Source organism: Bradyrhizobium sp. INPA03-11B (assembly GCF_040446015.1).
Classification (GTDB): Bacteria; Pseudomonadota; Alphaproteobacteria; order Rhizobiales; family Xanthobacteraceae; genus Bradyrhizobium; species Bradyrhizobium macuxiense_A.
Genome location: NZ_JASGSR010000055.1, coordinates 1 through 22,332, shown reverse-complemented (window position 1 = coordinate 22,332; position 22,332 = coordinate 1). Strand labels below are relative to the sequence as shown.

Below are 22,332 nucleotides of genomic sequence, written 5' to 3'. Positions count from 1 at the left end.
GCCAAAATCGCCCTTTCAAGGCGGGCACCTCGAGGACGTCATGAAGCGTGGAATTCTCGTTCTGCTTTCGCTCTCCGTGGTGATCACGGGTGCGTATTTCACCGCGAGCAAGTGGGCGATCCGTCACGAAACCCTCATGTTCAAGGATCCGACGCGCGATGAGCGGCCGGTCGCGGTCGATGTTGCGGTGCGCTTCGACAAGGAGATGCAGGCCGACGCTGGCATGATCAAGCTTCCGGTTGCGATCCTCAATCATGGAAATACCGTCAAATTCACCGAATATTCCTTCCTCGCGAACGTGTTCGCGGCGCGCGGCTATCTGACGATCAGCATTCAGAACGACCTGCCGTCGGATGGACCGATGGTGACCAAGGTCGGCGAGCTCTATGTCGGCCGTCTGCCGCAGTATCAGCGCGGCATCACCAACATCAAATTCGCCATCGAGGAGATGAAGAAGCGTCAGCCGAACGCGGACTACAGCAAGCTGACGATGGTCGGCCATTCCAATGGCGGCGACATCGCGATGTATTTCGCCAAGCAGTATCCGGACGAGATCAAGAAGGTCGTCACGCTGGACAATCTGCGTGTGCCGTTCATGACCGACGGCAAGTTCAAGATTCTGTCATTCCGTTCGCATGATCAGCAATTCAAGCCCGATCCCGGCGTGGTGCCGGACGAGGAGGAGTGCGAGAAGGCCGGCATCACTGTCGTGAACACCAACTTCCAGCACAACGACATGCGCGACACCGGACCCGAGAAGGCCAAGGACTCGATCCAGGCCATGCTCGATAAATTCCTGGCCGACACCGACAGCGCTGTCGCGCCGGTCGACACGCGCAATGCGCCGCCGAAGATCCTGGAGCCCGGCCCGGTCTCGCTCTATGTGCCGGTCGAGAAGCCGCCCCAGACCTTGGGCGAGAAGCTCAAGAAGTCGCTCTCGCTGACCAAGACCGAGACCAAGAAGGATCCGTCGGCCACGAACTGACAGGCTGCCCGGGATCCGATCCGGGCAGGCGTGCTCGTCACGTTGACCAATCCGATGCCGCGGCCCACATAGTGTTTGCTGTACGAGGCAAGCGCTGATGGCTGGCAAGACGATCAAACCGACATCCGGAAGCGAGGTGCGCCCGGCCAATACGCCTGACGTGCCGACGTCGAGCTCCAACGACATCGCCGCGTTCGTGGCGAAGGCGCGGGCGATGTCGCCGCATCGCGCCGGCGCGCGCGGCAGGCTGGTGTTCGCGCTCGACGCCACGATGAGCCGGCAGCCGACATGGGACTTGGCGTGCACGCTGCAAGCGGACATGTTCCGCGAGGCCGGCGCGCTCGGCAGCCTCGACATCCGCCTCGTCTATTATCGCGGCTTCAACGAGTGCCGTGCCTCCGGCTGGATCTCCGACAGCGCGCAGCTTGCGCGGCTGATGAGCAAGATCGACTGCCAGGGCGGCAATACCCAGATCGGCAAGGTGCTGTCGGAGACGCGCCGCGAGGCGGTTGCGGCAGGCGTGCGCGCGCTGGTGTTCGTGGGTGATGCGATGGAGGAGAGCGCCGACGCGCTGTGCGCAAGCGCCGGTGAGCTCGGCCTGCTCAAGGTGCCGGTGTTCATGTTCCAGGAGGGCGCCGACGCCACCGCCGAGCAGACGTTTCGCGAGATCGCGCGGCTGACCGGCGGCGCCTGGTGCAGGTTCGATCCCGGCGCGGCTGCGCAGCTCCGCGAATTGCTGCGTGCCGCCGCGGCCTATGCGGCCGGCGGCCGCGAGGCGCTGTTGCAACTGGCAAAGACCACGAGCGGCGCGGCCAAGCTGATCGGCCAGATGAAATAGGCCATGCCGCGTCAGGTTTTGGCCGCGTCAGGTTTTGCCTGACGTTGCGGCCTTCGCAATCGTGCCGAGCAGCGTCGACATGTTGGCCGTGACCTGTCTGGTCGTTTCGGCGACGCCGTGCCGTTCTGCGAGCCAGGCCGGATCGTTGTAGGAGAGCCAGCAGTCGCCGGCGTCGTCCTGCCAGACCAGCGCCTTGAGCGGCAGATCGATCCCGATCGTCTGCGCAGCCTGCATCAAGGGCGTGCCGCCTTTCGCATTGCCAAAGACGAAGAGCTCGGTCGGACGAAGCGCGAGGCCGGCGCTCGCGGCGCCCGCAGCATGATCGACCTGCGCAAACAAGGTCAGCCCACTGGCCTGAAGTTCGGCCTTGAGCCGGTCGGCAGTCTCCTTTGGCCCGACATTGCTGCGAAGGCTGATCAGTCCGTCAATCGCCATCAGGTTTGCTCCCGCGCGGTTGCCGCAGGCTACTCAATCGCAGGGGGCGGCGCCACGCGGCGGCGCTTCACGCTCCGGTGAGACGAAGCTTCGCATGCTTTTTGCCGCCGGGCCGCTTATATTCCGCGCATGCCAACCCTGATCGCCGGCGTCGTCGCCGTTGTCGTCCTTTATTCAGCGCTGCAGATGTTTCGTGCGGCCAATCCCGCCGTGCTTGCGCGTGCGATCAAGATCGGCGGCGGGGTGCTCGCGCTGGCGGTCGCGGCCTTTACCGGCGTGCGGGGCGAACTGGCGGTGGCCATCCCGCTCGGCATCTTCGGTGCCGGACTGCTCGGCTGGTCGCCGTTCGGGAACACCGGGCTTCCCAATTTCGGCGGCATGTTCGGCGGTTCGCGCAGCCCCGGACAAAGCTCGCGGGTGCGTTCGCATTATCTCGACATGAGCCTCGATCACGGCAGCGGCGTGCTCACCGGGCAGATCGTGGCGGGACCGCAAGCCGGCCGCATGCTCGACGAGTTCGACCTGTCGCAGCTGCTGGCGATGGTGCCGAGCTTCGACGCCGAAAGCGTCGCGCTACTTGAAAGCTATCTGGACCGCCGCTTTCCCGCCTGGCGTCAGGACGCACAGGGCGACCGGGCAGGGGGGCAGGGCCGTGCGCCGACGAGCGGCAAAATGACGAACGAGGAGGCCTATCAGATCCTTGGCCTGCAACCGGGGGCGTCGCGTGACGACATCAGCCGGGCTCACCGCACCCTGATGAAGAAACTGCATCCCGATCAGGGGGGCTCGACGTATCTCGCTGCCCGTGTGAACGAGGCCAAGGATACTCTGCTTCGCACGCATCTCTAACTCCGGCTACGCCACTGACGCCACAGCCGAGAGCTGCCTTCCGCTTCTGATTGATGCCCCGTCTGGCCCGCCGCTGTCCGGCGTGGCCGATCGTTCTTTCGTGAAAACTTAACCGTAAAATCTTGACGAGAAGTTTTCATGGCGGCGCCACGTGCGGATGGGCCAGTCGGTCTCGCGCGCTGCACGCAAAGCAAAAGGGCCGGCGCTTGCGGCGCCGGCCCTTTGAAATCAGTCGATCGTGTCGATCAGTTGCGAACGGTGATGCAGGAGATCTCCGCACGCTTCAGCGTCTTGCACGCCGCTTCGGCCTGATCGCGCTCGAGACCGGCAAAGCGGGCGCGGTAGAGCTTGCGATTGTCCTTGGCGACGACTTCGGTGAACGGGTCCGCCTTGCTGAGCAGGCCGCGGGCCGAGCTGCGCGCGAGGTCGATGCGCTTGTTGGCCTCGCCCTCGGATTCCAGCGCGCCGACCTGGATGATCCAGCCGGAATGCGCTGCGCCCGGCTTGACGGTGCTGGTCTGCGGGGCGGCCTGGAGGCTGCGGGTCGGTTCGATCGAAGCCACGGCCTGCGGGGCCGGGGCGGCGGCGGGCGCATGAACTGACGAAGCCGGCAGCACGCCGAGGATGCCGTTGCCGGTGCCGAAATTGGCCGGCTGCGGCGGCATCTCGGGCCTCGAGGTCTCGGCGACCCGCGCCATCATCGCATTGGAGGTCTCGGGGATCTCGCCGCGCGACGGGATCGTGTTGGTGATCGGCGGCGCCGACTGTGCCGGTCCGGCGGCGGCGAGCTTGATCTGGCCGGCCTTGACCTGCACGGTCTTCACCTTGACCGGCTTCATCGGTTCAGCCGAGCCGGGGATCGCGGCGAGCTGCTGGGTCTGGATCACGCCTGAGGTCAGCGGCGCCGGTTCGGGCTTGGCCTGTGGCTCCGGCTTTGCCGGGGCCGGCGGCAGGGCGGCTGCGGCGGCGGCCATCAGCGAAGGCTTGCTGGCCGGGCGCGGCGCGGGCAGCGGAGCGGGGGCGGGCTCGGACGCGGCAACCGGCGAGCTATCCGCTTGGCGCGCATCGTCGGCATCGGCGACCTGGACATTGGCGTCGGCCGGGTTGCGCTCGGTGATCGCAGCGACGGTGCGGTTGGTGGCGCCCTTGCCGATGTTCTCCGCCAGCAGGTTGCGCATGATGGCGTCGCGGGAGCCGCCGCTGCGGCCGCCGAGCACCACGCCGACCAGGAAGCGATTGCCCCGGTGGATCGAGGTCACGAGGTTGAAGCCGGAGGCGCGGGTGTAGCCGGTCTTGATGCCGTCGACGCCCTCGACGCTGCCGAGCAGATGATTGTGGCCGGTGATGGTGTGGCCGCGGAAATTGAACGCCGTCGTCGAGAAGTAGCGATAATAGCGCGGGAAGCGGTCCTGGATGGCGCGGCCGAGCGTCGACTGATCGCGCGCCGTGGTGACCTGCTCGTCGTTGGGCAGGCCGGAGGCGTTGCGATAGACCGTCCGGCTCATGCCGAGCGCGCGGGCCTTGCGGGTCATCATGCGGGCGAAGTCGTCTTCGCTGCCGCCGATCGCCTCGGCGATCACGACTGCCGCGTCATTGGCGGAGCGGGTGACGAGGCCCTTGATGGCGTCTTCGACCCTGATGGTCTGGCCGGGCCGCAGGCCGAGCTTGGTCGGGTCTTGCTCGGAAGCATGCTCGGAAACCGGCATCTCGGTGTCGAGCTTCATCTTTCCGGAATCGAGGCGCTCGAACAGCAAATAGAGCGTCATGATCTTGGTGAGCGAGGCGGGGTGCCGCAGGCCGTCGGGACTGTTTGCCGTCAGCACCGAGCCGGTGTTGCCGTCGACGATAATCGTCGCGAATTGCGGGCTGTAGCTTTCGCGCGCGGACTCGCTGTGGTGGTGGCGGGCGGCATGGCGCCGGTGGCGGCGCGCCTCGGCGCTATCGCTGGTGATCAGGATCGCCGTCGTGACGGTCACGAGCCCAAGAACGCCAACTCGCAGCGCCCGCGAGGAAGCCAAGGTTGTTCGAAGCATCTACTTCCCCGTCCCAATTTCTATCTAGATCACTGGCCCGTGAGGCGAAATTGTGCCCGGCGGCCGTCGATCCTTGCCTGCGCAACAGACCACTTCGGGCAGAGCCATCGGCCCTCGTGGCGGCTCAGGTCGCTCTTCTAGCTAAGGTGTTGTTCACAAACAGCTTTCAAGGCTGCCCGTCGGAAGGCGAACAAAGTCCGGGAATCAGGTTAGGCGGACCGAGTTTCCAAAAGATTAAGCAACCGTTGCGTAGTCCCCCGGGGTTTAGCGCAAATGCCTCGGATTCGCGCTGGTGATTGTGCGTTGCACAATATTTGTTGACTTTATTGTGCGATGCGGTATTCTAATCAGGTCAGGGGGCCGGGAGCTTCCCGGCAATGGGAATTTGCGCCTTCAAGTCTGGGAAAAGGAATTCCAATCCATGGTCAAGATCGAAGACATTCAGAACTACGGCAAAGAGCATTTCGAGTCGGTCACTGCGTCTGCGAACAACCTGCAGAGCGGCGTCCAGGCGATCGCCACCGCTTATGGCGACTACGCCAAGAAGTCGTTTGAGGACACCAAGTCGTTCGTCGAGAAGCTGTCGGGCGTGAAGTCGCTGGACAAGGCGCTCGAGGCGCAGACCGAATACCTGCGCTCCTCCTACGAGACCTTCGTTGCGGAATCGCAGAAGATCGCCGGCCTGTACAGCGACTGCGCCAAGCAGACCTTCAAGCCCTATGAGGGCCTGGTCTCCAAGTTCGCGCCCGCTCAGTAAGCGCTGCTCAAGCCCGATAAGATTCGGTTGAATCGTTATCGCGCTTTAGCTCCTTGTTTGAGCATGATCATTTCGGAAAACCGCTTCGCACTTTTCCGGATCATGCTTTGACCAAGACAAACGAAAAGCCCGGCCGTTTCGGCCGGGCTTTTTTGTTGGGCGGGAGGCGGGCGGTTACTTCGCCAGCCGGAGCTTGCTGAGGGCCGTGCCGATCGTGTTGAAGGTCGTCACGATCTGGGTCGAGCTGGTCAGCATGAAGAACTTGTCGGGGCTGCTGGCGCAGTTCTTCAGGACGGTCGAGGTCGGATCGGCGGGCGAGCTCGTGTTCACCTGGATGGTGTAGATCGTGTACATCGGCGCGCCGTTGGCATCCTTCGCGTTCTGCAGGTTCTGGCACTGCAAGGCCTGCCTGACATCGATCGGATTGCCTGAGGCCTGCGAACTGCCGTCGCCGTAATCGGGCCAGCGGTCTTGGGTATTCAAACCGTCGGACAGCAGGATGATGACCCGGTTATAGGTGGTGTTGGAGTCCTCGGCCGGCGTGTTCAGCGGACCGCCCACCAGAAGGGACTGCCACGCCACGGCCAATCCGATCGACTGGTCGGTGCCGCCGGTCGGCTGCATCGCATTGACGGCGGTCTTGAGCGCACTCCAATTGTAGCTTAGCGGAATGACGGGCTCGAGCGGTGGAGATGCGCTGCTGCTGCAAAAGGCGTTGCCGCCCCAGGTGTCGAAATACTCGTTGGCCGGAAACAGCGTCGTAACGTCGGACGACACCGGCAGCGCGCCCGTCGCATCGTTCGGCTGGGTGCGGTCTGCGACGCAGCCGGTCCAGGTGCTGATCGGGTTGGTGGAAGGTTGGCGCCAGTCATTTGCGACCCCCACAGCGTTGGGGGTCCAGACGTGGTCCTTGTTCGGGGTATTGCTGTTATCCTTGAAACCGACGATGGCGGAAACTCTGGGTTGATTCGAATTGTCCGTCAGGTCGTTCGGCCCAGGCTGTGTCCAGTTGTGAACGTAAGTCCATCCCGTACAGGACTTACCGCTGCCGGTGCCGCTGCAAGTGCAACCCGAGACGCTGGAACCAGAGGCGTTCTTTGGGCAGCTGCAGTTCGAGCTTCCGCTGCAGAATTTCTCCTGGAGGCCGGTTGGCTCGCTGCTCCAGCAGCCGTTGTACTTTGTCTGGGTGTTGTTATCGGCGGTCGGGCAGATTGGATTTTTGACGGATGCGCCGTTCACTGCGATCGTCGTCGACGGGATCGTTGACGTAGTCGAACTGTCGCTTGCTGTGGGTCCCGTCTTACAAACGAAGCCACCGTTTGCCGCGCCATTCGTGTTGCCAGTGGTGTTGGTGAACGGGCATCTCGCACCGGGTCCCACGGCATGCCAGTTGATGGGAAGTGTCGCGACACTCTGTCCGTTGGCGGGCTGGGTAGTGGGCGGATTGAGCCAGTCGGTCCAGTCGATCCAGCTCTGGCCGTAGTTGCTGGAGCCGACATTGACGTCCTTGGCGAACGGGATGACGGAGATGTAGACGTCGCCGTTGTTCTTGCTCAGCGCGCTGAGCTGGTCGATCAGGCCGCCGGATCCGGCCACCGCGTTTCGCAGCGCGACAATCTTGCCGTTGTCGGCCATCGATCCCGTGTTGTCGAGGGCGAGGGCGACGCGCATCTTGGCGTTGCCCCAGGTGGTAGTGGTCGAGGTTCCGAAATTCATGGTCGAGGGATAGCCCGCGACCTGCAAGAAGGTGGTCTTGACGTGGCCGGACCCGCTCAGGAGGATGGTTGCCGCCGAGTTCGCGGTGGGGGTCGTATACGTGGCCGAGATGGTCGCGCCCTGGGCGTCCTTGTTGGTGTAGAGGCCGTTGAAATAGGCCTGCGCCTTGCTCGGGATTTGCGCGGCCGTGATGTTGCCCATGGTCAGGTCCTTGGACAGCATCAGCGCGGTGGAATCGAGCGCCGCCTGCATCGAGGACCGGGCGTTGTTGGCGCGGGTATAGTCGATCGCTACGCCCACGAAGGCTAGGATCGGCAGCACGGCGAAGGTGAAGATCACCGCCACATTGCCGTCGGTTGCCCCGCAAAACCGGCGGGCGGCCGCGCGGACGCGAATGGAAATGGCTGAACCAAGCATTGGCGCTCTCGTCGAAATGGAATGCGCGGCCATCTCTACGCGCGCGGCTAAACAGATGGTGAATCGGGCTAGGGAAACCCGCCAGATAGCCCGGCGGCCGATCAAAAGCAGGGCAAAAGCACGCGCTATCCTCAATGCCGGCTAAATTGGCTGCCCCGATCCTTTGTCAAATCAGGCAGAAATGATTAACCTTCCGGGGGTTGCCGCGCCGGGAAACGGACCGGTGGGCTACGGCGGGTCTGCGCTTGCGGCAGGGCGTCGCGAGGCCCATATTCGGTAGACCGATCCGGCCGCCGGATCGGACCGGGAGCGGCAATCTGGAAAGCATTGCTGGGGGTTCCGCGATCAGTCTTGCGGCAATCGCGACCACCTTCCAATCGCCATCCGGTTTCCCGCCGGTCTCCCTTGGGGAATTCGAACGCCTGAACCATGTTGCGATCCACGTTGACAGTCCCGATCTCCGAGCCGGTTTCGTCCATGCCGGCGGTGCCCGCCGCGCCGGTGCCGAAAATGAGCAATGACGACAACCGCAATGGCGCGGGCAGCGGCCCGTCGACCTCGGTCATCACCAAGGTCAAGCCGAAGACCAAGCGCCCGAACCTGTATCGCGTCCTGATCCTGAATGACGACTACACGCCGATGGAGTTCGTCGTTCACGTGCTGGAGCGATTCTTCAACAAGGACGCCGAGGCCGCGACCACGATCATGCTGCACGTTCACCATCACGGGATCGGTGAGTGCGGCGTGTTTACCTATGAGATCGCCGAGACCAAAGTGACACAAGTCATGGACTTCGCGCGCAAGCATCAGCATCCACTGCAATGCGTGATGGAAAAGAAGTAGTCGGCGGGAACGAGTGACCTGCCGCGGGCAGCGGAACGGGTCTTGCATCGCGTTTTGTGAGGTGGTGAACCGCGTTCCCGTATGATCACGGGCGCGGCGGGGCGGCGTTCGAGCGCCCGAAATTTAGAAGAAAACCATCACCGCGGGACCGGTCTTTCGCCACGATCCGTCGTAACTATATCAAGGGCGATCACGAAGGTTGTTATTGCCTGACCCGGTAATGGCGATCATGATGGCCGGGGGCCATAGAGGACGCGAATGCCAACTTTTTCTCAAAGCCTTGAACAATCGCTGCACCGTGCATTGGCGATCGCAAACGAGCGTCATCATCAATACGCAACGCTCGAACATCTGCTGCTGTCGCTGATCGACGACTCGGACGCGGCGGCGGTGATGCGGGCCTGCAGCGTCGATCTCGACAAGCTGAGGACGAGCCTCGTCAATTATCTGGAGACCGAATTCGAAAACCTGGTGACGGACGGCGCGGATGACGCGAAGCCGACCGCCGGGTTCCAGCGCGTGATCCAGCGCGCGGTGATTCACGTCCAGTCGTCCGGTCGCGAGGAGGTGACCGGCGCCAACGTGCTGATCGCGATCTTCGCCGAGCGCGAGAGCCACGCCGCGTACTTCCTGCAGGAGCAGGACATGACGCGCTATGACGCCGTCAACTACATCAGCCACGGCATCGCCAAGCGGCCCGGCGTCTCCGAGGCGCGGCCGGTGCGCGGCGTCGACGAGGAGACCGAGACCAAAGGCAACGAGGACTCCAAGAAGAAGGGCGAGGCGCTCGAGACCTATTGCGTCAACCTCAACAAGAAGGCGCGCGACGGCAAGATCGATCCGGTGATCGGCCGCAATGCCGAGATCAACCGTGCGATCCAGGTGCTGTGCCGCCGCCAGAAGAACAACCCGCTGTTCGTCGGTGAAGCCGGCGTCGGCAAGACCGCGATCGCCGAAGGCCTCGCCAAGCGCATCGTCGACAGTGACGTGCCCGACGTGCTGGCGGCCGCGACCGTGTTCTCGCTCGACATGGGCACGCTGCTCGCGGGCACCCGGTACCGCGGCGATTTCGAGGAGCGGCTGAAGCAGGTCCTGAAGGAGCTGGAGGCGCATCCGAACGCCATCCTGTTCATCGACGAGATCCACACCGTGATCGGTGCCGGCGCCACCTCCGGCGGCGCGATGGACGCGTCCAACCTGCTCAAGCCTGCGCTCGCGTCGGGCACGATCCGCTGCATGGGCTCGACCACCTACAAGGAATACCGTCAGCACTTCGAGAAGGACCGCGCGCTGGTGCGGCGCTTCCAGAAGATCGACGTCAACGAGCCGACGGTGGAAGATGCCATCGCGATCCTCAAGGGCCTCAAGCCCTATTTCGAGGATTACCATCGGCTGAAATACACCAATGAGGCGATCGAGGCGGCGGTGCAGCTGTCGTCGCGCTACATCCATGACCGCAAGCTGCCCGACAAGGCGATCGACGTGATCGACGAGTCCGGTGCGGCGCAGATGCTGGTCGCCGAGAGCAAGCGCAAGAAGACGATCGGCATCAAGGAGATCGAGACCACGATCGCAACCATGGCGCGGATCCCGCCCAAGAGCGTGTCGAAGGACGACGCCGAGGTGCTCAAGCATCTCGAGCAGACCCTGAAGCGCACGGTGTTCGGCCAGGACAAGGCGATCGAGTCGCTGGCGGCGTCGATCAAGCTGGCGCGGGCCGGCTTGCGCGAGCCGGAGAAGCCGATCGGCAGCTATCTGTTCTCGGGTCCCACCGGTGTCGGCAAGACCGAGGTGGCCAAGCAACTGGCGGCGTCGCTCGGTGTCGAGCTGTTGCGCTTCGACATGTCCGAATACATGGAGCGGCACACCGTGTCGCGCCTGATCGGCGCACCTCCCGGTTATGTCGGCTTCGACCAGGGCGGCCTGCTCACCGATGGCGTGGACCAGCATCCGCATTGCGTGGTGCTGCTCGACGAAATCGAGAAGGCGCATCCGGATCTGTACAATGTGTTGCTGCAGATCATGGACCATGGCCGGCTTACCGACCACAATGGCAAGCAGGTCAATTTCCGCAACGTGATCCTGATCATGACCACGAATGCGGGCGCGGCCGACCTTGCGCGGCAGGCCTTCGGCTTCACCCGCTCGAAGCGGGAAGGCGACGACCACGAGGCGATCAACCGGCAGTTCGCGCCGGAGTTCCGCAACCGGCTGGACGCGATCGTCTCCTTCGCGCACCTCAATGCCGAGGTGATCGGCATGGTGGTCGAGAAGTTCGTGCTGCAGCTCGAGGCGCAACTCGCCGACCGCGACGTCACGATCGAACTGTCCGAGCCTGCCAAGGCCTGGCTGATCGAGCACGGCTATGACGAGCAGATGGGCGCGCGTCCGATGGCGCGTATCATCCAGGAGCACATCAAGAAGCCGCTCGCGGATGAAGTTCTGTTCGGCCACCTCAAGGGCGGCGGCCACGTCCGCGTCGTCCTGGTCAAGGACGAGGTGGCTGCCAAGGACAAGATCGGCTTCGAATATGTCGAAGGCCCGGTCACCCCGAAGCCCGAGAACCTGCCGCCGCGCAAGCGCAAGCCGCCGAAGGGTGGCCCGAACAACGGCGGCGGCGGCGGCACCAAGGGGCCGGCTTCAAAGGGGCCGATGGTCAAGGCCTGAGGCGCGAGCTAGTAATGAAATGAAAAGGCCGGCTGAATAGCCGGCCTTTTTGTTTGCGCTGATGGAGGGTGCGTCGCGTGCGCGCGCGTCACTCGCCCTTGAGGCGCTGCCCCTCCTGGACCCGCACCCGCTCGGCGCCGCGGCTGCCGGCGGAGGACAGCCGCAGCGTGCTGAGCACGGCGCCTGCGACGGCAAAGGCGACGCCGACTATCAGCGAGATCCGCGTGCCGTCGGCCGGATAGCGCGCCAGCAGCATCGCCACCAGCGCCGCGCCGATGGTCTGTCCGAGCAGGCGGGCGGTCCCTAACATGCCGCTGGCGCCGCCCGAGCGCTCACGCGGGGCGGCGGCGATCATGGTGCGGTTGTTCGGGGTCTGGAACAGGCCGAAGCCGACGCCGGCGAGCGCCATGCGCCAGATCACGTCGATCGGCGCCGCATGGGCCGGCAGCAGCGCCAGCGAGCCCAGCCCTGTCGCGAAGATCAGCAGGCCGATGCCGCCGAGCAGGCCGGCCGGGTAGCGCTCGACCAGCCACCCCGCGAGCGGCGCTGCGAATGCGACCGCGATCGGCCACGGCGTGATCAATAGGCCGATCTGCACCGCCGAATATCCGAAATGGTTTTCCAGATAGAACGGCATCGCGACGAAGGCCAGCATCTGGCCGCAGAACGAGGCGATCGAGGTGCCGATCGACAGCGCGAAGATTGGAATCCGCAACAGGTCGACCGGCAGCAGCGGCGAGGGCAGATGCTGCTGGCGCCGGTACAGCAAATGCGAGGCGACCGCGGCAACCGCGAATTCCAATGCGCAGACATACAGCGCCTCGCCATGGCCGGCACTGTCGATCGCGCTGATGCCGAACCCGAATGCGATGGCGCTCATCGCAGCGCTCTGCCAGTCGAAGGCGTGAACGGCGGGCCTGGTGTGCGGCAGGAACCGCCAGCCCAGCGCGAGCGTGACGATGCCGAGCGGGACGTTGATGGCGAACAGATAGGGCCAGGTTCCGACCGCCAGGATGAACGAGGCGATGGTCGGGCCGACCGCAGCCGAGATCGCGACCACCAGCGCGTTGACGCCGATGCCGCGGCCGAGCTGCGAATGCGGATAGATGAAGCGGACCAGCGCGGTGTTGACGCTGAGGATGCCGGCGGCGCCGAACCCCTGCAGGATGCGGGCGATCGTCAGCAGCGGCAGCGTGTGCGACAGCGCGCAGAACAGCGAGGCCAGCGTGAACAGCAGCAGCCCCGCCAGATAGACGCGGCGATAGCCGATGATCTCGCCGAGCGAGGCCAGCGGCAGCAGCGAGATCGTGATTGCCAGCTGATAGCCGTTGACGATCCAGATCGAGAATGCCGGGCTGGCGTTAAGATCCCGCGCGATGGTCGGCAGCGCGACATTGGCGATCGAGCCGTCGACGACGGCCATCACAAGGCCGAGCGCGATCGTGAGAATGGCCCAATTGCGCTGCGGCTGCGGCAGCCCGTCGGGATGCTCAATAATCGCGGACGACATGTCGTGAGGTTGCTCTCGGTTCCAGCTTGGCGGGCTTACCGGATGCTGGATTAACCTGACCTTTGCAACCCCCGAAATGTCGGCCCCGAGTGCACCGAAACGAGGCCGGGGAACGCGAAAAAGGCTCAGCGTCGATGTTAGCCTTGATCGTTAGCCTTGGCCGAGCAGTTCCTTGATGCGCCGCTGCAGCTGCCGCTTCTTGATCTCGCTGCGGCGGACCCGCTCGTCGAGGTCGCTGACCGGGGTGTCCGAGGTCATGATCCGGAAGGCGAGCCCGACCTTGTTGGCCTGGCGCCAGATCAGGCGCGCCAGGAACGAGCGGCCCTTGCGCGCGACGCTGAGATTCATCTCTTCGGGCAGCTGTGCGGCATCACCAAATTCGACACAGGCACCACCTTCGCTGATGTTGCGGACGACGCAATCCATCGTCGAGCCGCGTTCATTGATCTCCGCAACCGCACCGTAATACACCTTGTCGCGTGGGCTCTGGCGCCGGTCCTGCATGGAAATCCTCCTCAAATGAACGGCACAACTGTACCGGTCCGGACCCGCGAAAAGAAGGGTACCAACGGAACCCGTTGCAGTTAGTGTAAATTGTTTGCATCTGTGAAGGCCCGGATTCTCGGCTATTTTGCGCCGCAAAGCGCTTCCGGAGCCTTGTCTTGACGCGTTTTCTTAACGCGAACCGGTACCCGCTTCGCTCGAAAACGCAGTATTATGGCGCAAACGCCACAAGCCCTTACACCTCTGGCTTAAAGGGCATGTAGAACACTCCCCATGACTCACAGACGCCGCCGAAGGCTTTCATTTGTTCCGATAAGTCGGCTTGGGTCCGGATAACGAATTCATAGGTGACGTGAGCATTGATTCTAAGCTGCACGTACTGGCCTTCGTCATAGATTTTGACGTCCTGACACTTTGACCGAAGGAGCTGGATAGCTTCAGCGGGCGGTGGCCATGGCTGAAAGTCGATATCGAAATCGATTTCGTGGGGCAGAGAAAAGTCAAATCCGCGCTTCGCCATGCTGCGAAGCACATCCCCATCTGAATTGCGCGGCCAATCCGGGACCATCGCGATTTTGAACATTTGCCAGTCCTCGCGCTGGACTTAAATCTCCTCCAATACTACCTGTTCGAGTTCCAGGGCTGCAACACACGCAAGAAAGAATATTGCGGTAAAAGACCCGCGCTTGCTCATCGTGCTCGCCATCAACTTGTCGGATGAAGCGGTACTGGTCAGTTCGGCAGCCGGCTGTGCCGCCACTCGCGCGGCGACAGGCCGTAATGGTCGCGGAACACGCGGCCGAAATGCGAGAGGTCGTTGAAGCCCCAGGCGAACGCGACCTCGCTGATGTGGCGATGCGCATGTGCCGGTGAGGCGAGGTCGCGCTTGCAGCGCTCCAGCCGCTCTGCCAGCACGAAGCGCTGGAACGAGGTGTCCTCGTCGGCGAGCAGGCTGTTGACATAGCGCGGCGAGATGCCGAGCGCCGCTGCGGTTTCGCTGAGGCCAAGATCTGGGTTCGGCAGATGTGCGAGGATGTGCGCCTTTAGCCGGTAGAGCAGGGCGGAGCGGTGGGTCGAGGCCGGCAACGCGGCGCCGCCGATGCGCTCGCTGATCGCCATAGCGAGCAGGTCCGCGGCTTGATCGGCGAGGCGGATCGCGTTGTCCGGATCGAGCCTATCGGCGATATCAGCTAGCCCCGAGATGAACTGCCAGGCAAGCCGCTGCACCGGACGATCCGATGTGAACGTGGTCGCGGTGAGGCCCTGGGTGCCGGCAAAGCGCCGGTGCAGCATCGCGCGCGGCACCTGGAAGATGGTCTGCGTGAAGTCGTCGTTGAAGCGAAGTTCGTAGGGCCGCGTGGTGTCGTAGAACGCGAACTCGCCGGGCTGGATCACGGTCTCCCGGCCGTCCTGCACCACGCCGCCCGAGCCGCTGCGGCCGAGCGCGAACAGAACGAAATCCTCGCTGGCGCGCGCGATCCGCGACGGTGTGCGCAGCACGCGCTGCCGGCTCGACGATACGACCGAGCACTTCGCCGGACCCAGCTGCGTGCTGGTGATGGCGCCGTGGAAAGCGGAGCCGAGGTCGGACTTGCAGTCGAGCTGCACGAACACGTCGCAGACGATGTCCTGCCAGAGCGCCAGGCGCCGATGCGTGGGCGCGGTGTCCGTGGTGAACAGGGCCGGCATGATTTCCTCCCTTCACGAGTGCAAACGCTGGCCACGCAAACAAAGCAAGCTTCGTACCGGGGGCGGCTGGGGGAATCTCCTCCGCAGTCGAATTTTCCTTCCGTCCTGGTCGAACGGTGGTCCCGGTCCCGGGGCAGCATGATGTCAGAAGCGGCTGCGGCCGATCAAGACCGAACCGGCCGGAGCGGCCGGCTGCGAGGAGGACATCATGGGCATCGAACATCCGAAATATCGCGTTGCGGTGGTGCAGGCGGCGCCAGCCTGGCTGGATCTCGACGCGTCTATCGCCAAGTCCATCGCGCTGATCGAGGAGGCCGCCGCCAAGGGGGCAAAGCTGATTGCGTTCCCCGAGGCGTTCATCCCCGGCTATCCCTGGTACATCTGGCTGGACTCGCCGGCCTGGGCGATCGGGCGCGGCTTCGTGCAGCGCTATTTCGATAACTCGCTGAGCTACGACAGCCCGCAGGCCGAGCAGCTGCGGCTCGCGGTCAAGAATGCCGGCATGACCGCGGTGCTCGGCCTGTCCGAGCGCGATGGCGGCAGCCTCTATCTCGCGCAATGGCTGATCGGACCCGATGGCGAGACCATCGCGAAGCGGCGCAAGCTGCGGCCGACCCACGCCGAGCGCACCGTCTATGGCGAGGGCGACGGCAGCGACCTTGCGGTGCATGACCGCCCCGGCATCGGCCGCCTCGGCGCGCTGTGCTGCTGGGAGCATCTGCAGCCGCTGTCGAAATACGCGATGTATGCCCAGAACGAGCAGGTGCATGTCGCGGCCTGGCCGAGCTTCTCGCTGTACGATTCGTTCGCGCCGGCGCTCGGCTGGGAGGTCAACAACGCGGCCTCGCGGGTCTACGCCGTTGAAGGCTCGTGCTTCGTGCTGGCGCCCTGCGCCACGGTCTCGCAGGCGATGGTCGACGAGATGTGCGATCGCGAGGACAAGCACGCGCTGCTGCATGTCGGCGGCGGACACGCCGCGATCTACGGGCCCGACGGCAGTTCGATCGCCGAGAAGCTGCCGCCCGATCAGGAAGGGCTGCTGCTCGCCGATATCGATCTCGGCGCGATCGGGATCGCCAAGAACGCCGCCGATCCGGCCGGGCACTATTCGCGGCCCGACGTCACGCGCCTGCTGCTGAACAAGAAGCCCTCGAAGCGCGTCGAGCATTTCGCGCTGCCGCTCGACAGCTTCGAGGAGATCGACGCGGCCGCGAGCTGAATGCATCAGGGCAACATCCAACCGGAGGTGACTGCCATGGAATCCGCGATTCCTCCTCATTTGCAGACAGCGCGCTCCCGTCATCGTCGTGTGCCTGACGACTATGCGCCGCCATATCCGTCCTTCGTCGCGCGCCACAAGCCCGCGGTCGCCAACGTGATCATGGCCTATTTCGGCGTGCAGTTTCGCGGCGAGCCGAGTGCCGCCGCGACCGCGGCGCTGGCGCAGATCGCAAAACGCTTTGCCGACGAGAACGGCCCGACCCATTGGGACCGCGCGCAATATGTCGACCAGGCCGGCTTCACCAATGTCGTCTCGGTCGCCTATTGGGACGATGCCGGGCGCTTCGACGCCTGGTTCGGCGGTGCGCGCGAGGCCTGGACCGGCGGCAGCGCCAGCGATGGCGTCGGCCGCTTCATCGAGGTGCTGCGGCCGCATGTTGCGCGCTACGAGACGCTGTTCTCCTCGCTCGGGCGCCCGGAGGGCGTCGCGGTGCTTGCCGACGGCATGAGCGGCGAGGTCCAGGAGCACGCCTATTGGGGCGGCATGCGAGACCGCATCCCGCTGTCGCAGACCGATGCGATGATGCCCGGCGGCGAGCCGCGCATCATCCGCGACGGCGCACGCATCCGCGTGGTCGCGCATGACAATCTCTGCCTGATCCGCTCCGGACAGGACTGGAGCGATACCGAGGCATCCGAACGCAAGATGTATCTCGACGATGTCGAGCCGGTGCTGCGCGAGGGCATGGATTTCCTGCGCGACGACGGCGTGCCGATCGGCTGCTACGCCAACCGCTACATGCGCGTCGTCGATGCGGACGGAAGGCTTACGGAAAAATCCTACGGCCAGAGCTGGTGGAAGAGTCTCGCGGCGCTTGAGCGCTGGGCGGAATCGCATCCGACCCATGTCAGGATCTTCGGTGCGGCGATGAAGTATCTGTCGACGCTCGGGCCGGCCGCGAAGCTCAGGCTGTATCACGAGGTGACCGTCGCCGCCGCCGACGAGCAGTTCTTCGAATATCTCGGCTGCCACGAACGGACCGGCATGCTGAATGCGGTGCAGCTCGCGGCGGCGCAGTCCGCTTGACGTTCGACTTGCTGGGATCGCCCGAGCGGTCGCCGCGTCGGAAGTGCATTCCCTCTCCCGCTTGCGGGGGAGGGCCAGGGTGGGGGCTCTCTCCGCGAGTCGCATCGCGGAGAGAGCCCCCACCCGGATCGCATCTGGCGATGCGATCCGACCTCCCCCGCAAGCGGGAGAGGTGCAGCGAGTCTGCCGCGGGGCCGATCCACACTACCGTGCCTAAGGTCGGAGGCGGCCGCCACGCGCGGTGATCGCCTGCGCCAGTTCGACCGCCGGGCCGCGCTTGGTCCGCCGTGCGGTGCGGACCACGAACTCGACGCTGCCGAGCGGCGGCAGGCCTGACACCGGCATCGCTTCGAGACCATCCGGGATGAGGCCCTGCGCCTGAGGGGTGATGCCGAGGCCGGCGAGCGCCGCGGCACGCAGGCCGCTGAGGCTGCCGCTGGAGCAGACGATCCGCCACGGCCGTCCGAACCGTTCCATCGCCTCCAGCACGACGCTGCGGCTGACGCTCGGCGGCGCGTAGAGGATCAGGGGCAAAGGCTGCTCGGGATCGAGCCGCATGCCCGGCGCGCCGGTCCACACCAGCCGGTCCTGCCACACCAGCTGCCCCGGCGCGTCGCCGGGCCGTCGCTTGCCGAGCACGAGGTCGAGCTCGCCGGCATCGAGCTGCTGGTACAGCACGGCGCTGAGCCCGATCGTCAGCTCGAGATCGACCTGCGGGTGGCGACGGACGAAGTCGCGCAGCAGATCGGGCAGGCGGGAGCTCGCAAAATCCTCCGCGGCGCCGAACCGGACTTTTCCGCGCACCTGCGAGCCTGCGAAGTAGTCCCGGGCGCGCGCATTGGCGTCGAGGATCGGACGCGCAAAGCCGGTCATCGCCTCGCCGTCGGCGGTGAGCACCACCGAATGGGTGTCGCGCACGAACAGGCGGCGGCCGGCGGCGGCCTCGAGCTTGCGGATGTGCTGGCTCACCGTCGACTGCTTCAGGCCGAGGCGGCGGCCGGCCTCGGTGAAGTTCTGGGTCTGCACCACGGTGAGGAAGGTTTCGAGCTGGGTCGGGTCGAGCATGCGGTGATCCGTCATTACGTTACGTAATGATAGTAACATCGGTAAGCGCAATTCACAATCAGCCTCGCGGGGAGCACCTTTCAGCCAAGGAAAGGAACCTGCCATGACCATCAGCCGTCTCCGATCATTCGTGCCTGTCGACCCCTACATCGCCGCCATCGTCGGCATGGTCGGCCTCGCCACGCTGCTGCCGCTGCACGGGCAGGGCACCGTGATCGGCGGTTACGCCACTGACGCTGCGATCGCGCTGCTGTTCTTCCTGCACGGTGCTCGCCTCTCGACGACCGAGGCGCTGGTCGGCGCCCGGCACTGGAAGCTGCATCTCGTGATCTTCCTGTCGACCTTTGCCCTGTTCCCGCTGCTCGGGCTCGCGGCCCATGCGCTGGCGCCGCATCTGCTGACGCCGGCGCTGTGGGCGGGCGTGATCCTGATCTGCATCCTGCCGTCGACGGTGCAGTCCTCGGTTGCCTTCACCTCGATCGCGCACGGCAATGTGTCGGCGGCGCTGTGCTCGGCGACCGCCTCCAATCTGCTCGGCATCGTCGCGACACCGCTGCTGGCGGGCGTGCTGCTCTCGAGCCATGGCGGGTTCTCCGGCAATGCAGCGCTCGACATCGTCGTGCAGCTGTTGCTGCCGTTCGTTGCGGGGCAATTGTCGCGGCCGCTGATCGGCGGCTTCGTCGCCAGGCACCATGCGGTACTCGGCCTGGTCGATCGCGGCTCGATCCTCTTGATCGTCTACACCGCGTTCAGCGATGGCGTCAGCCACGGCATCTGGCATCAGGTCAATGCGACGCAGATGGCGATCGTGCTCGGCCTCGATGCGGCGCTGCTGGCGATCGTGCTGTTGATCACCGGTTTCGGCAGCAAGCTGCTCGGCTTCTCGCGCGCCGACCGCATCGCGATCATGTTCTGCGGATCGAAGAAGTCGCTGGCGAGCGGGTTGCCGATGGCGAGCGTGCTGCTCGCTGGGCAGTCGGTCGGCCTGATCGTGCTGCCGCTGATGCTGTTTCACCAGATCCAGCTGATGACCTGCGCCGCGCTCGCGCGCCGTTATGCGGGCAGCGAGCAAGAGACGTCACGTGATGCGATCCCGGCGCACGCGTAGACATTCCGCCTCCGCTCGTCGTCCCCCGGCTTGCCGCCTTCGCTAAAGCTTCGGCGCGCCAAGAAATCGCGGCCTCGTCGAAGCCTTGGCGTAGACGGGACCGGGGGACCCAGTACGCCGCGGCTTCTCCGTGACTGACCGGTGTCTCTGGAATACTGGGCGCCCGGTCGAGCCGGGCGATGACACCGTTAGTTTGGCGAGCGAGGACGCAAACGCCCGACGCTACGCGACGCGCAGGCCCTTTGCGATTTCCTTCTGTGCATCGAATTCGCGGCGCAGGCGGGCCAGCTCCTCGGCGCTTAGCGCCTCGGCGTTGCTGTAATCGCGCTTCCAGGACGCATCCTCGCTCCAGCGCAGCGGTGACTGCACAGTGGTCTGTGGACCGGGCGCGGACTCCAGCACGCGCAGGGCGAGCTCCAGCGTGAGGGCCTGCGAGGCGACATCATGTGGCTTGCCGGCGGAGTTGCCGAGCGGGAAGTCGGAGAACAGGAAGCGCGGCACCGCGGCGTGCTCGACGATATCCTTGGCGCAGCCCATCACGACGGTCGGGATGCCGTTGGCTTCGAGATGCCGCGCGACCAGGCTGACGGTCTGGTGGCAGACCGGGCAATTCGGCACCAGCACTGCGGCGTCGACCTTGTCGTCGCGGCAGCGCTTGAGGATCTCGGGAGCGTCGGTCTCGATGGTGACGCGGTGGCTGCGGTTGGTCGGCGCGCCGAAGAAGCGCGGCGCGACTTCGCCGATCGTGCCTTCCGCGGCGAGGCGCTTGAGCTGCGCCAGCGGGAACCAGGTGCCGCTGTCGGTCGCCGTGGTGTGGATGCGGTCATAGGCGATGTGCGAGATCCGCAGATCGTGCTGCTGCGACGTGTCGCCGTCATAGACCGAATAGAATTTTGCCCCGCCATTGTATTTCGCACCGGGTCCCTGGTCGCCCCTGGCGGGATCGAACGGGGCTGCCGTCGTGATGATGGCGACGCGGGACCGGTTCAGCGGTTTCGTCAGCGGCTGGAACGGGGCCGAGGTGTAATGGGCCCAGCGGTAGGGGGTGGTGTAGCCGATCGCCGCGTAATAATCGCGGGTCCGCTTCATGTAGCCGATCGGGGCGTCGTCGTCGGGGGCAAAGCCGAGTTGGTCGTCCGTAGCTGCGGCCATTTTGCGCTCCCTTTTGCGCGCCATCATTTCAGTCCATAGCTAGACCACGAGCTTGCGGTGTCAAGCCGCGCCAGCGCGGGAACAGATTTGCCATGCGAACAGGTCTTTGCACCGCATTGGTCCTGCTTGTGATGCTGGTGCCGACGCTCGGCGCCGGCGCGGAGGACACGCCCGCCGCGGCCCCGGCGACGCCGCCAGCCGCCGAGCCGCCCGCGACTCCGTCTGCCGACAAACCTGCCGCGCCCGCTGAGAAACCAGCGGCCGCGCCTGCGACGGCCCCGGATACACAGGCCGAGAAACCTGCTGCGCCTCCAGCGAACACCCCCGCAGCGCCTGCCGACAAGCCAGTTGCGGCACCGGGCGACACGTCCGAGAAACCTGCGGCCACAGCCGACAAGCCCGCGGACGACGCGCGCGAGAGCGACACCCGCGAGGCGATGTGCCTGATGATCGAGTCGGCGGCGCGGGCCAACGATCTGCCGCTCGAATTCTTCGCGCGCGTGATCTGGCAGGAGAGCCGCTTCCAGGCCGACGCGGTCGGTCCAATCACCCGCAGCGGCCAGCGCGCGCAGGGCATCGCGCAGTTCATGCCCGGCACCGCCAACGAGCGCGGGCTCCTTGACCCCTTCAATCCTGTCCAGGCGCTGCCGAAGTCGGCGGAATTCCTCAGCGAGCTGCGCAACCAGTTCGGCAATCTCGGCCTCGCGGCCGCCGCCTACAATGCCGGTCCGCGCCGGGTGCAGGACTGGCTTGCCGGCACCGGCTACATGCCGCAGGAGACGCGCAATTACGTCTCCGCGATCACCGGCTCCAGCGTCGACGACTGGGCCGCTGCCGCCCGCAACAACGGCAAGATGCCGGAACGTCCGCCGGCCAGGAGCTGCCGCGAGCTGATGGCGCTGTTGAAGCGCGCGCCCAACCCGTTCGTGGCCGGGCTCGAGCAGCACATCACGCTGTCGGCGGCCAAGGTATGGGGCGTGCAACTCGCCGCCGGCTTCAGCCGCGACAAGGCGCTCGCGATGTACGCCCGCGCGATGAAGCGGCTGTCCAACGTGATCGGCGATCAGGATCCGAGCCTGCTCGGCTCGCGGCTGCGCAGCCGCGGCAGCGCGACGTTCTACCAGGTTCGGATCGGCGCCGACACGCGCCCCGAAGCCGACGGCCTGTGCAACCGCATCCGCAAAGCGGGCGGGGCATGCTTCGTTCTGAAGAACCGGGCGTGATCTCTCCGCGTCATTGCGAGCGAAGCGAAGCAATCCATCTCTCCATGCGCGGATAGATGGATTGCTTCGTCGCTTCGCTCCTCGCAATGACGAGCGGGGGTTTATCGCCACTGCATACCGGCCCTGTGCGTCACTTGCTTGACCCATTGAGCACCGCGCCCTAGGTGGTGTGGACAGTTACCGCATCCATAGGACGATAGCAGCAAGAGTGACGACGGCGAGGTAATTTCTAG

The 22,332-nt window shown here is 65.0% G+C and carries 19 protein-coding genes; 10 read left to right on the top strand and 9 right to left on the bottom strand.

Annotated features, from left to right (window positions below; genetic code table 11):
• The first annotated feature begins 40 nt into the window (after window positions 1-40).
• Complete coding sequence (locus QMZ05_RS22645) at window positions 41-985, top strand: alpha/beta fold hydrolase (protein ID WP_353702749.1); 945 nt, start codon at window positions 41-43, stop codon at window positions 983-985.
• Window positions 986-1,082: 97 nt separating this feature from the next.
• On the top strand, window positions 1,083-1,823 hold the full coding sequence (locus QMZ05_RS22640) for a hypothetical protein (protein WP_074131976.1): 741 nt from the start codon (window positions 1,083-1,085) through the stop codon (window positions 1,821-1,823).
• A 27-nt stretch (window positions 1,824-1,850) separates the two neighbouring features.
• Here the strand turns inward: QMZ05_RS22640 and QMZ05_RS22635 are convergent, their stop codons facing one another.
• Window positions 1,851-2,258 (bottom strand): DUF302 domain-containing protein, encoded by a 408-nt coding sequence (locus tag QMZ05_RS22635; protein ID WP_353702748.1) that lies wholly within the window; start codon window positions 2,256-2,258, stop codon window positions 1,851-1,853.
• 129 nt (window positions 2,259-2,387) lie between these two features.
• Between QMZ05_RS22635 and QMZ05_RS22630 the strand changes: the two genes are divergently transcribed.
• Window positions 2,388-3,107: a DnaJ domain-containing protein gene (locus QMZ05_RS22630; protein WP_353702747.1), complete on the top strand. Its 720-nt coding sequence runs from the start codon at window positions 2,388-2,390 to the stop codon at window positions 3,105-3,107.
• A gap of 245 nt (window positions 3,108-3,352) precedes the next feature.
• Here QMZ05_RS22630 and QMZ05_RS22625 read toward each other — a convergent pair whose 3' ends face one another.
• On the bottom strand, window positions 3,353-5,140 hold the full coding sequence (locus QMZ05_RS22625; RefSeq protein ID WP_353702746.1) for a D-alanyl-D-alanine carboxypeptidase: 1,788 nt from the start codon (window positions 5,138-5,140) through the stop codon (window positions 3,353-3,355).
• A 421-nt stretch (window positions 5,141-5,561) separates the two neighbouring features.
• Between QMZ05_RS22625 and QMZ05_RS22620 the strand changes: the two genes are divergently transcribed.
• Window positions 5,562-5,897 carry a phasin family protein gene (locus tag QMZ05_RS22620; RefSeq protein ID WP_021078275.1) on the top strand — a complete coding sequence of 112 codons (336 nt, stop codon included), beginning with the start codon at window positions 5,562-5,564 and terminating at the stop codon, window positions 5,895-5,897.
• 174 nt (window positions 5,898-6,071) lie between these two features.
• Here QMZ05_RS22620 and QMZ05_RS22615 read toward each other — a convergent pair whose 3' ends face one another.
• Complete coding sequence (locus QMZ05_RS22615; RefSeq protein WP_353702745.1) at window positions 6,072-8,030, bottom strand: pilus assembly protein; 1,959 nt, start codon at window positions 8,028-8,030, stop codon at window positions 6,072-6,074.
• 510 nt (window positions 8,031-8,540) lie between these two features.
• Here QMZ05_RS22615 and clpS point away from each other — a divergent pair.
• Window positions 8,541-8,873, top strand: a complete 333-nt coding sequence (clpS, locus tag QMZ05_RS22610; RefSeq protein WP_050421723.1) for an ATP-dependent Clp protease adapter ClpS — start codon at window positions 8,541-8,543, stop codon at window positions 8,871-8,873.
• 258 nt (window positions 8,874-9,131) lie between these two features.
• Window positions 9,132-11,540 (top strand): ATP-dependent Clp protease ATP-binding subunit ClpA, encoded by a 2,409-nt coding sequence (clpA, locus tag QMZ05_RS22605; RefSeq protein WP_353702744.1) that lies wholly within the window; start codon window positions 9,132-9,134, stop codon window positions 11,538-11,540.
• A gap of 88 nt (window positions 11,541-11,628) precedes the next feature.
• Here the strand turns inward: clpA and QMZ05_RS22600 are convergent, their stop codons facing one another.
• From QMZ05_RS22600 to QMZ05_RS22585, 4 genes are all read right to left on the bottom strand, one after another.
• Window positions 11,629-13,050 carry an MFS transporter gene (locus QMZ05_RS22600; RefSeq protein WP_353702743.1) on the bottom strand — a complete coding sequence of 474 codons (1,422 nt, stop codon included), beginning with the start codon at window positions 13,048-13,050 and terminating at the stop codon, window positions 11,629-11,631.
• Between the two features lie 150 nt (window positions 13,051-13,200).
• Window positions 13,201-13,554 (bottom strand): PilZ domain-containing protein, encoded by a 354-nt coding sequence (locus QMZ05_RS22595; RefSeq protein ID WP_353702742.1) that lies wholly within the window; start codon window positions 13,552-13,554, stop codon window positions 13,201-13,203.
• A 235-nt stretch (window positions 13,555-13,789) separates the two neighbouring features.
• Window positions 13,790-14,137: a ribonuclease E inhibitor RraB gene (locus QMZ05_RS22590; protein WP_353702741.1), complete on the bottom strand. Its 348-nt coding sequence runs from the start codon at window positions 14,135-14,137 to the stop codon at window positions 13,790-13,792.
• Window positions 14,138-14,286: 149 nt separating this feature from the next.
• Window positions 14,287-15,243, bottom strand: a complete 957-nt coding sequence (locus QMZ05_RS22585) for a helix-turn-helix domain-containing protein (RefSeq protein ID WP_353702740.1) — start codon at window positions 15,241-15,243, stop codon at window positions 14,287-14,289.
• Window positions 15,244-15,451: 208 nt separating this feature from the next.
• On the opposite strand from QMZ05_RS22585, the gene QMZ05_RS22580 reads away from it, so the two are divergent.
• Both QMZ05_RS22580 and QMZ05_RS22575 read left to right on the top strand, forming a co-directional pair.
• Window positions 15,452-16,462 (top strand): carbon-nitrogen hydrolase family protein, encoded by a 1,011-nt coding sequence (locus QMZ05_RS22580; protein WP_353702739.1) that lies wholly within the window; start codon window positions 15,452-15,454, stop codon window positions 16,460-16,462.
• Window positions 16,463-16,498: 36 nt separating this feature from the next.
• Window positions 16,499-17,551: a phenylacetaldoxime dehydratase family protein gene (locus tag QMZ05_RS22575; RefSeq protein WP_353702738.1), complete on the top strand. Its 1,053-nt coding sequence runs from the start codon at window positions 16,499-16,501 to the stop codon at window positions 17,549-17,551.
• Window positions 17,552-17,764: 213 nt separating this feature from the next.
• Here QMZ05_RS22575 and QMZ05_RS22570 read toward each other — a convergent pair whose 3' ends face one another.
• Window positions 17,765-18,616 carry a LysR substrate-binding domain-containing protein gene (locus QMZ05_RS22570; protein ID WP_353702737.1) on the bottom strand — a complete coding sequence of 284 codons (852 nt, stop codon included), beginning with the start codon at window positions 18,614-18,616 and terminating at the stop codon, window positions 17,765-17,767.
• 103 nt (window positions 18,617-18,719) lie between these two features.
• On the opposite strand from QMZ05_RS22570, the gene QMZ05_RS22565 reads away from it, so the two are divergent.
• Window positions 18,720-19,724, top strand: a complete 1,005-nt coding sequence (locus QMZ05_RS22565) for a bile acid:sodium symporter family protein (RefSeq protein WP_353702736.1) — start codon at window positions 18,720-18,722, stop codon at window positions 19,722-19,724.
• A gap of 222 nt (window positions 19,725-19,946) precedes the next feature.
• On the opposite strand, the gene QMZ05_RS22560 is transcribed toward QMZ05_RS22565, so the two are convergent.
• On the bottom strand, window positions 19,947-20,876 hold the full coding sequence (locus tag QMZ05_RS22560; protein WP_353702735.1) for a glycine/sarcosine/betaine reductase selenoprotein B family protein: 930 nt from the start codon (window positions 20,874-20,876) through the stop codon (window positions 19,947-19,949).
• A 92-nt stretch (window positions 20,877-20,968) separates the two neighbouring features.
• Between QMZ05_RS22560 and QMZ05_RS22555 the strand changes: the two genes are divergently transcribed.
• Window positions 20,969-22,099, top strand: coding sequence for a lytic transglycosylase domain-containing protein (locus QMZ05_RS22555; protein ID WP_353702734.1), 1,131 nt, complete (start codon window positions 20,969-20,971; stop codon window positions 22,097-22,099).
• Window positions 22,100-22,332: the final 233 nt, after the last annotated feature.

Coding starts and splice junctions, on each gene's coding strand:
- QMZ05_RS22645 (WP_353702749.1), top strand. CDS start 41: ATGAAGCGTGGAATTCTCGTTCTGCTTTCGCTCTCCGTGGTGATCACG.
- QMZ05_RS22640 (WP_074131976.1), top strand. CDS start 1,083: ATGGCTGGCAAGACGATCAAACCGACATCCGGAAGCGAGGTGCGCCCG.
- QMZ05_RS22635 (WP_353702748.1), bottom strand. CDS start 2,258: ATGGCGATTGACGGACTGATCAGCCTTCGCAGCAATGTCGGGCCAAAG.
- QMZ05_RS22630 (WP_353702747.1), top strand. CDS start 2,388: ATGCCAACCCTGATCGCCGGCGTCGTCGCCGTTGTCGTCCTTTATTCA.
- QMZ05_RS22625 (WP_353702746.1), bottom strand. CDS start 5,140: ATGCTTCGAACAACCTTGGCTTCCTCGCGGGCGCTGCGAGTTGGCGTT.
- QMZ05_RS22620 (WP_021078275.1), top strand. CDS start 5,562: ATGGTCAAGATCGAAGACATTCAGAACTACGGCAAAGAGCATTTCGAG.
- QMZ05_RS22615 (WP_353702745.1), bottom strand. CDS start 8,030: ATGCTTGGTTCAGCCATTTCCATTCGCGTCCGCGCGGCCGCCCGCCGG.
- clpS (WP_050421723.1), top strand. CDS start 8,541: ATGAGCAATGACGACAACCGCAATGGCGCGGGCAGCGGCCCGTCGACC.
- clpA (WP_353702744.1), top strand. CDS start 9,132: ATGCCAACTTTTTCTCAAAGCCTTGAACAATCGCTGCACCGTGCATTG.
- QMZ05_RS22600 (WP_353702743.1), bottom strand. CDS start 13,050: ATGTCGTCCGCGATTATTGAGCATCCCGACGGGCTGCCGCAGCCGCAG.
- QMZ05_RS22595 (WP_353702742.1), bottom strand. CDS start 13,554: ATGCAGGACCGGCGCCAGAGCCCACGCGACAAGGTGTATTACGGTGCG.
- QMZ05_RS22590 (WP_353702741.1), bottom strand. CDS start 14,137: ATGTTCAAAATCGCGATGGTCCCGGATTGGCCGCGCAATTCAGATGGG.
- QMZ05_RS22585 (WP_353702740.1), bottom strand. CDS start 15,243: ATGCCGGCCCTGTTCACCACGGACACCGCGCCCACGCATCGGCGCCTG.
- QMZ05_RS22580 (WP_353702739.1), top strand. CDS start 15,452: ATGGGCATCGAACATCCGAAATATCGCGTTGCGGTGGTGCAGGCGGCG.
- QMZ05_RS22575 (WP_353702738.1), top strand. CDS start 16,499: ATGGAATCCGCGATTCCTCCTCATTTGCAGACAGCGCGCTCCCGTCAT.
- QMZ05_RS22570 (WP_353702737.1), bottom strand. CDS start 18,616: ATGCTCGACCCGACCCAGCTCGAAACCTTCCTCACCGTGGTGCAGACC.
- QMZ05_RS22565 (WP_353702736.1), top strand. CDS start 18,720: ATGACCATCAGCCGTCTCCGATCATTCGTGCCTGTCGACCCCTACATC.
- QMZ05_RS22560 (WP_353702735.1), bottom strand. CDS start 20,876: ATGGCCGCAGCTACGGACGACCAACTCGGCTTTGCCCCCGACGACGAC.
- QMZ05_RS22555 (WP_353702734.1), top strand. CDS start 20,969: ATGCGAACAGGTCTTTGCACCGCATTGGTCCTGCTTGTGATGCTGGTG.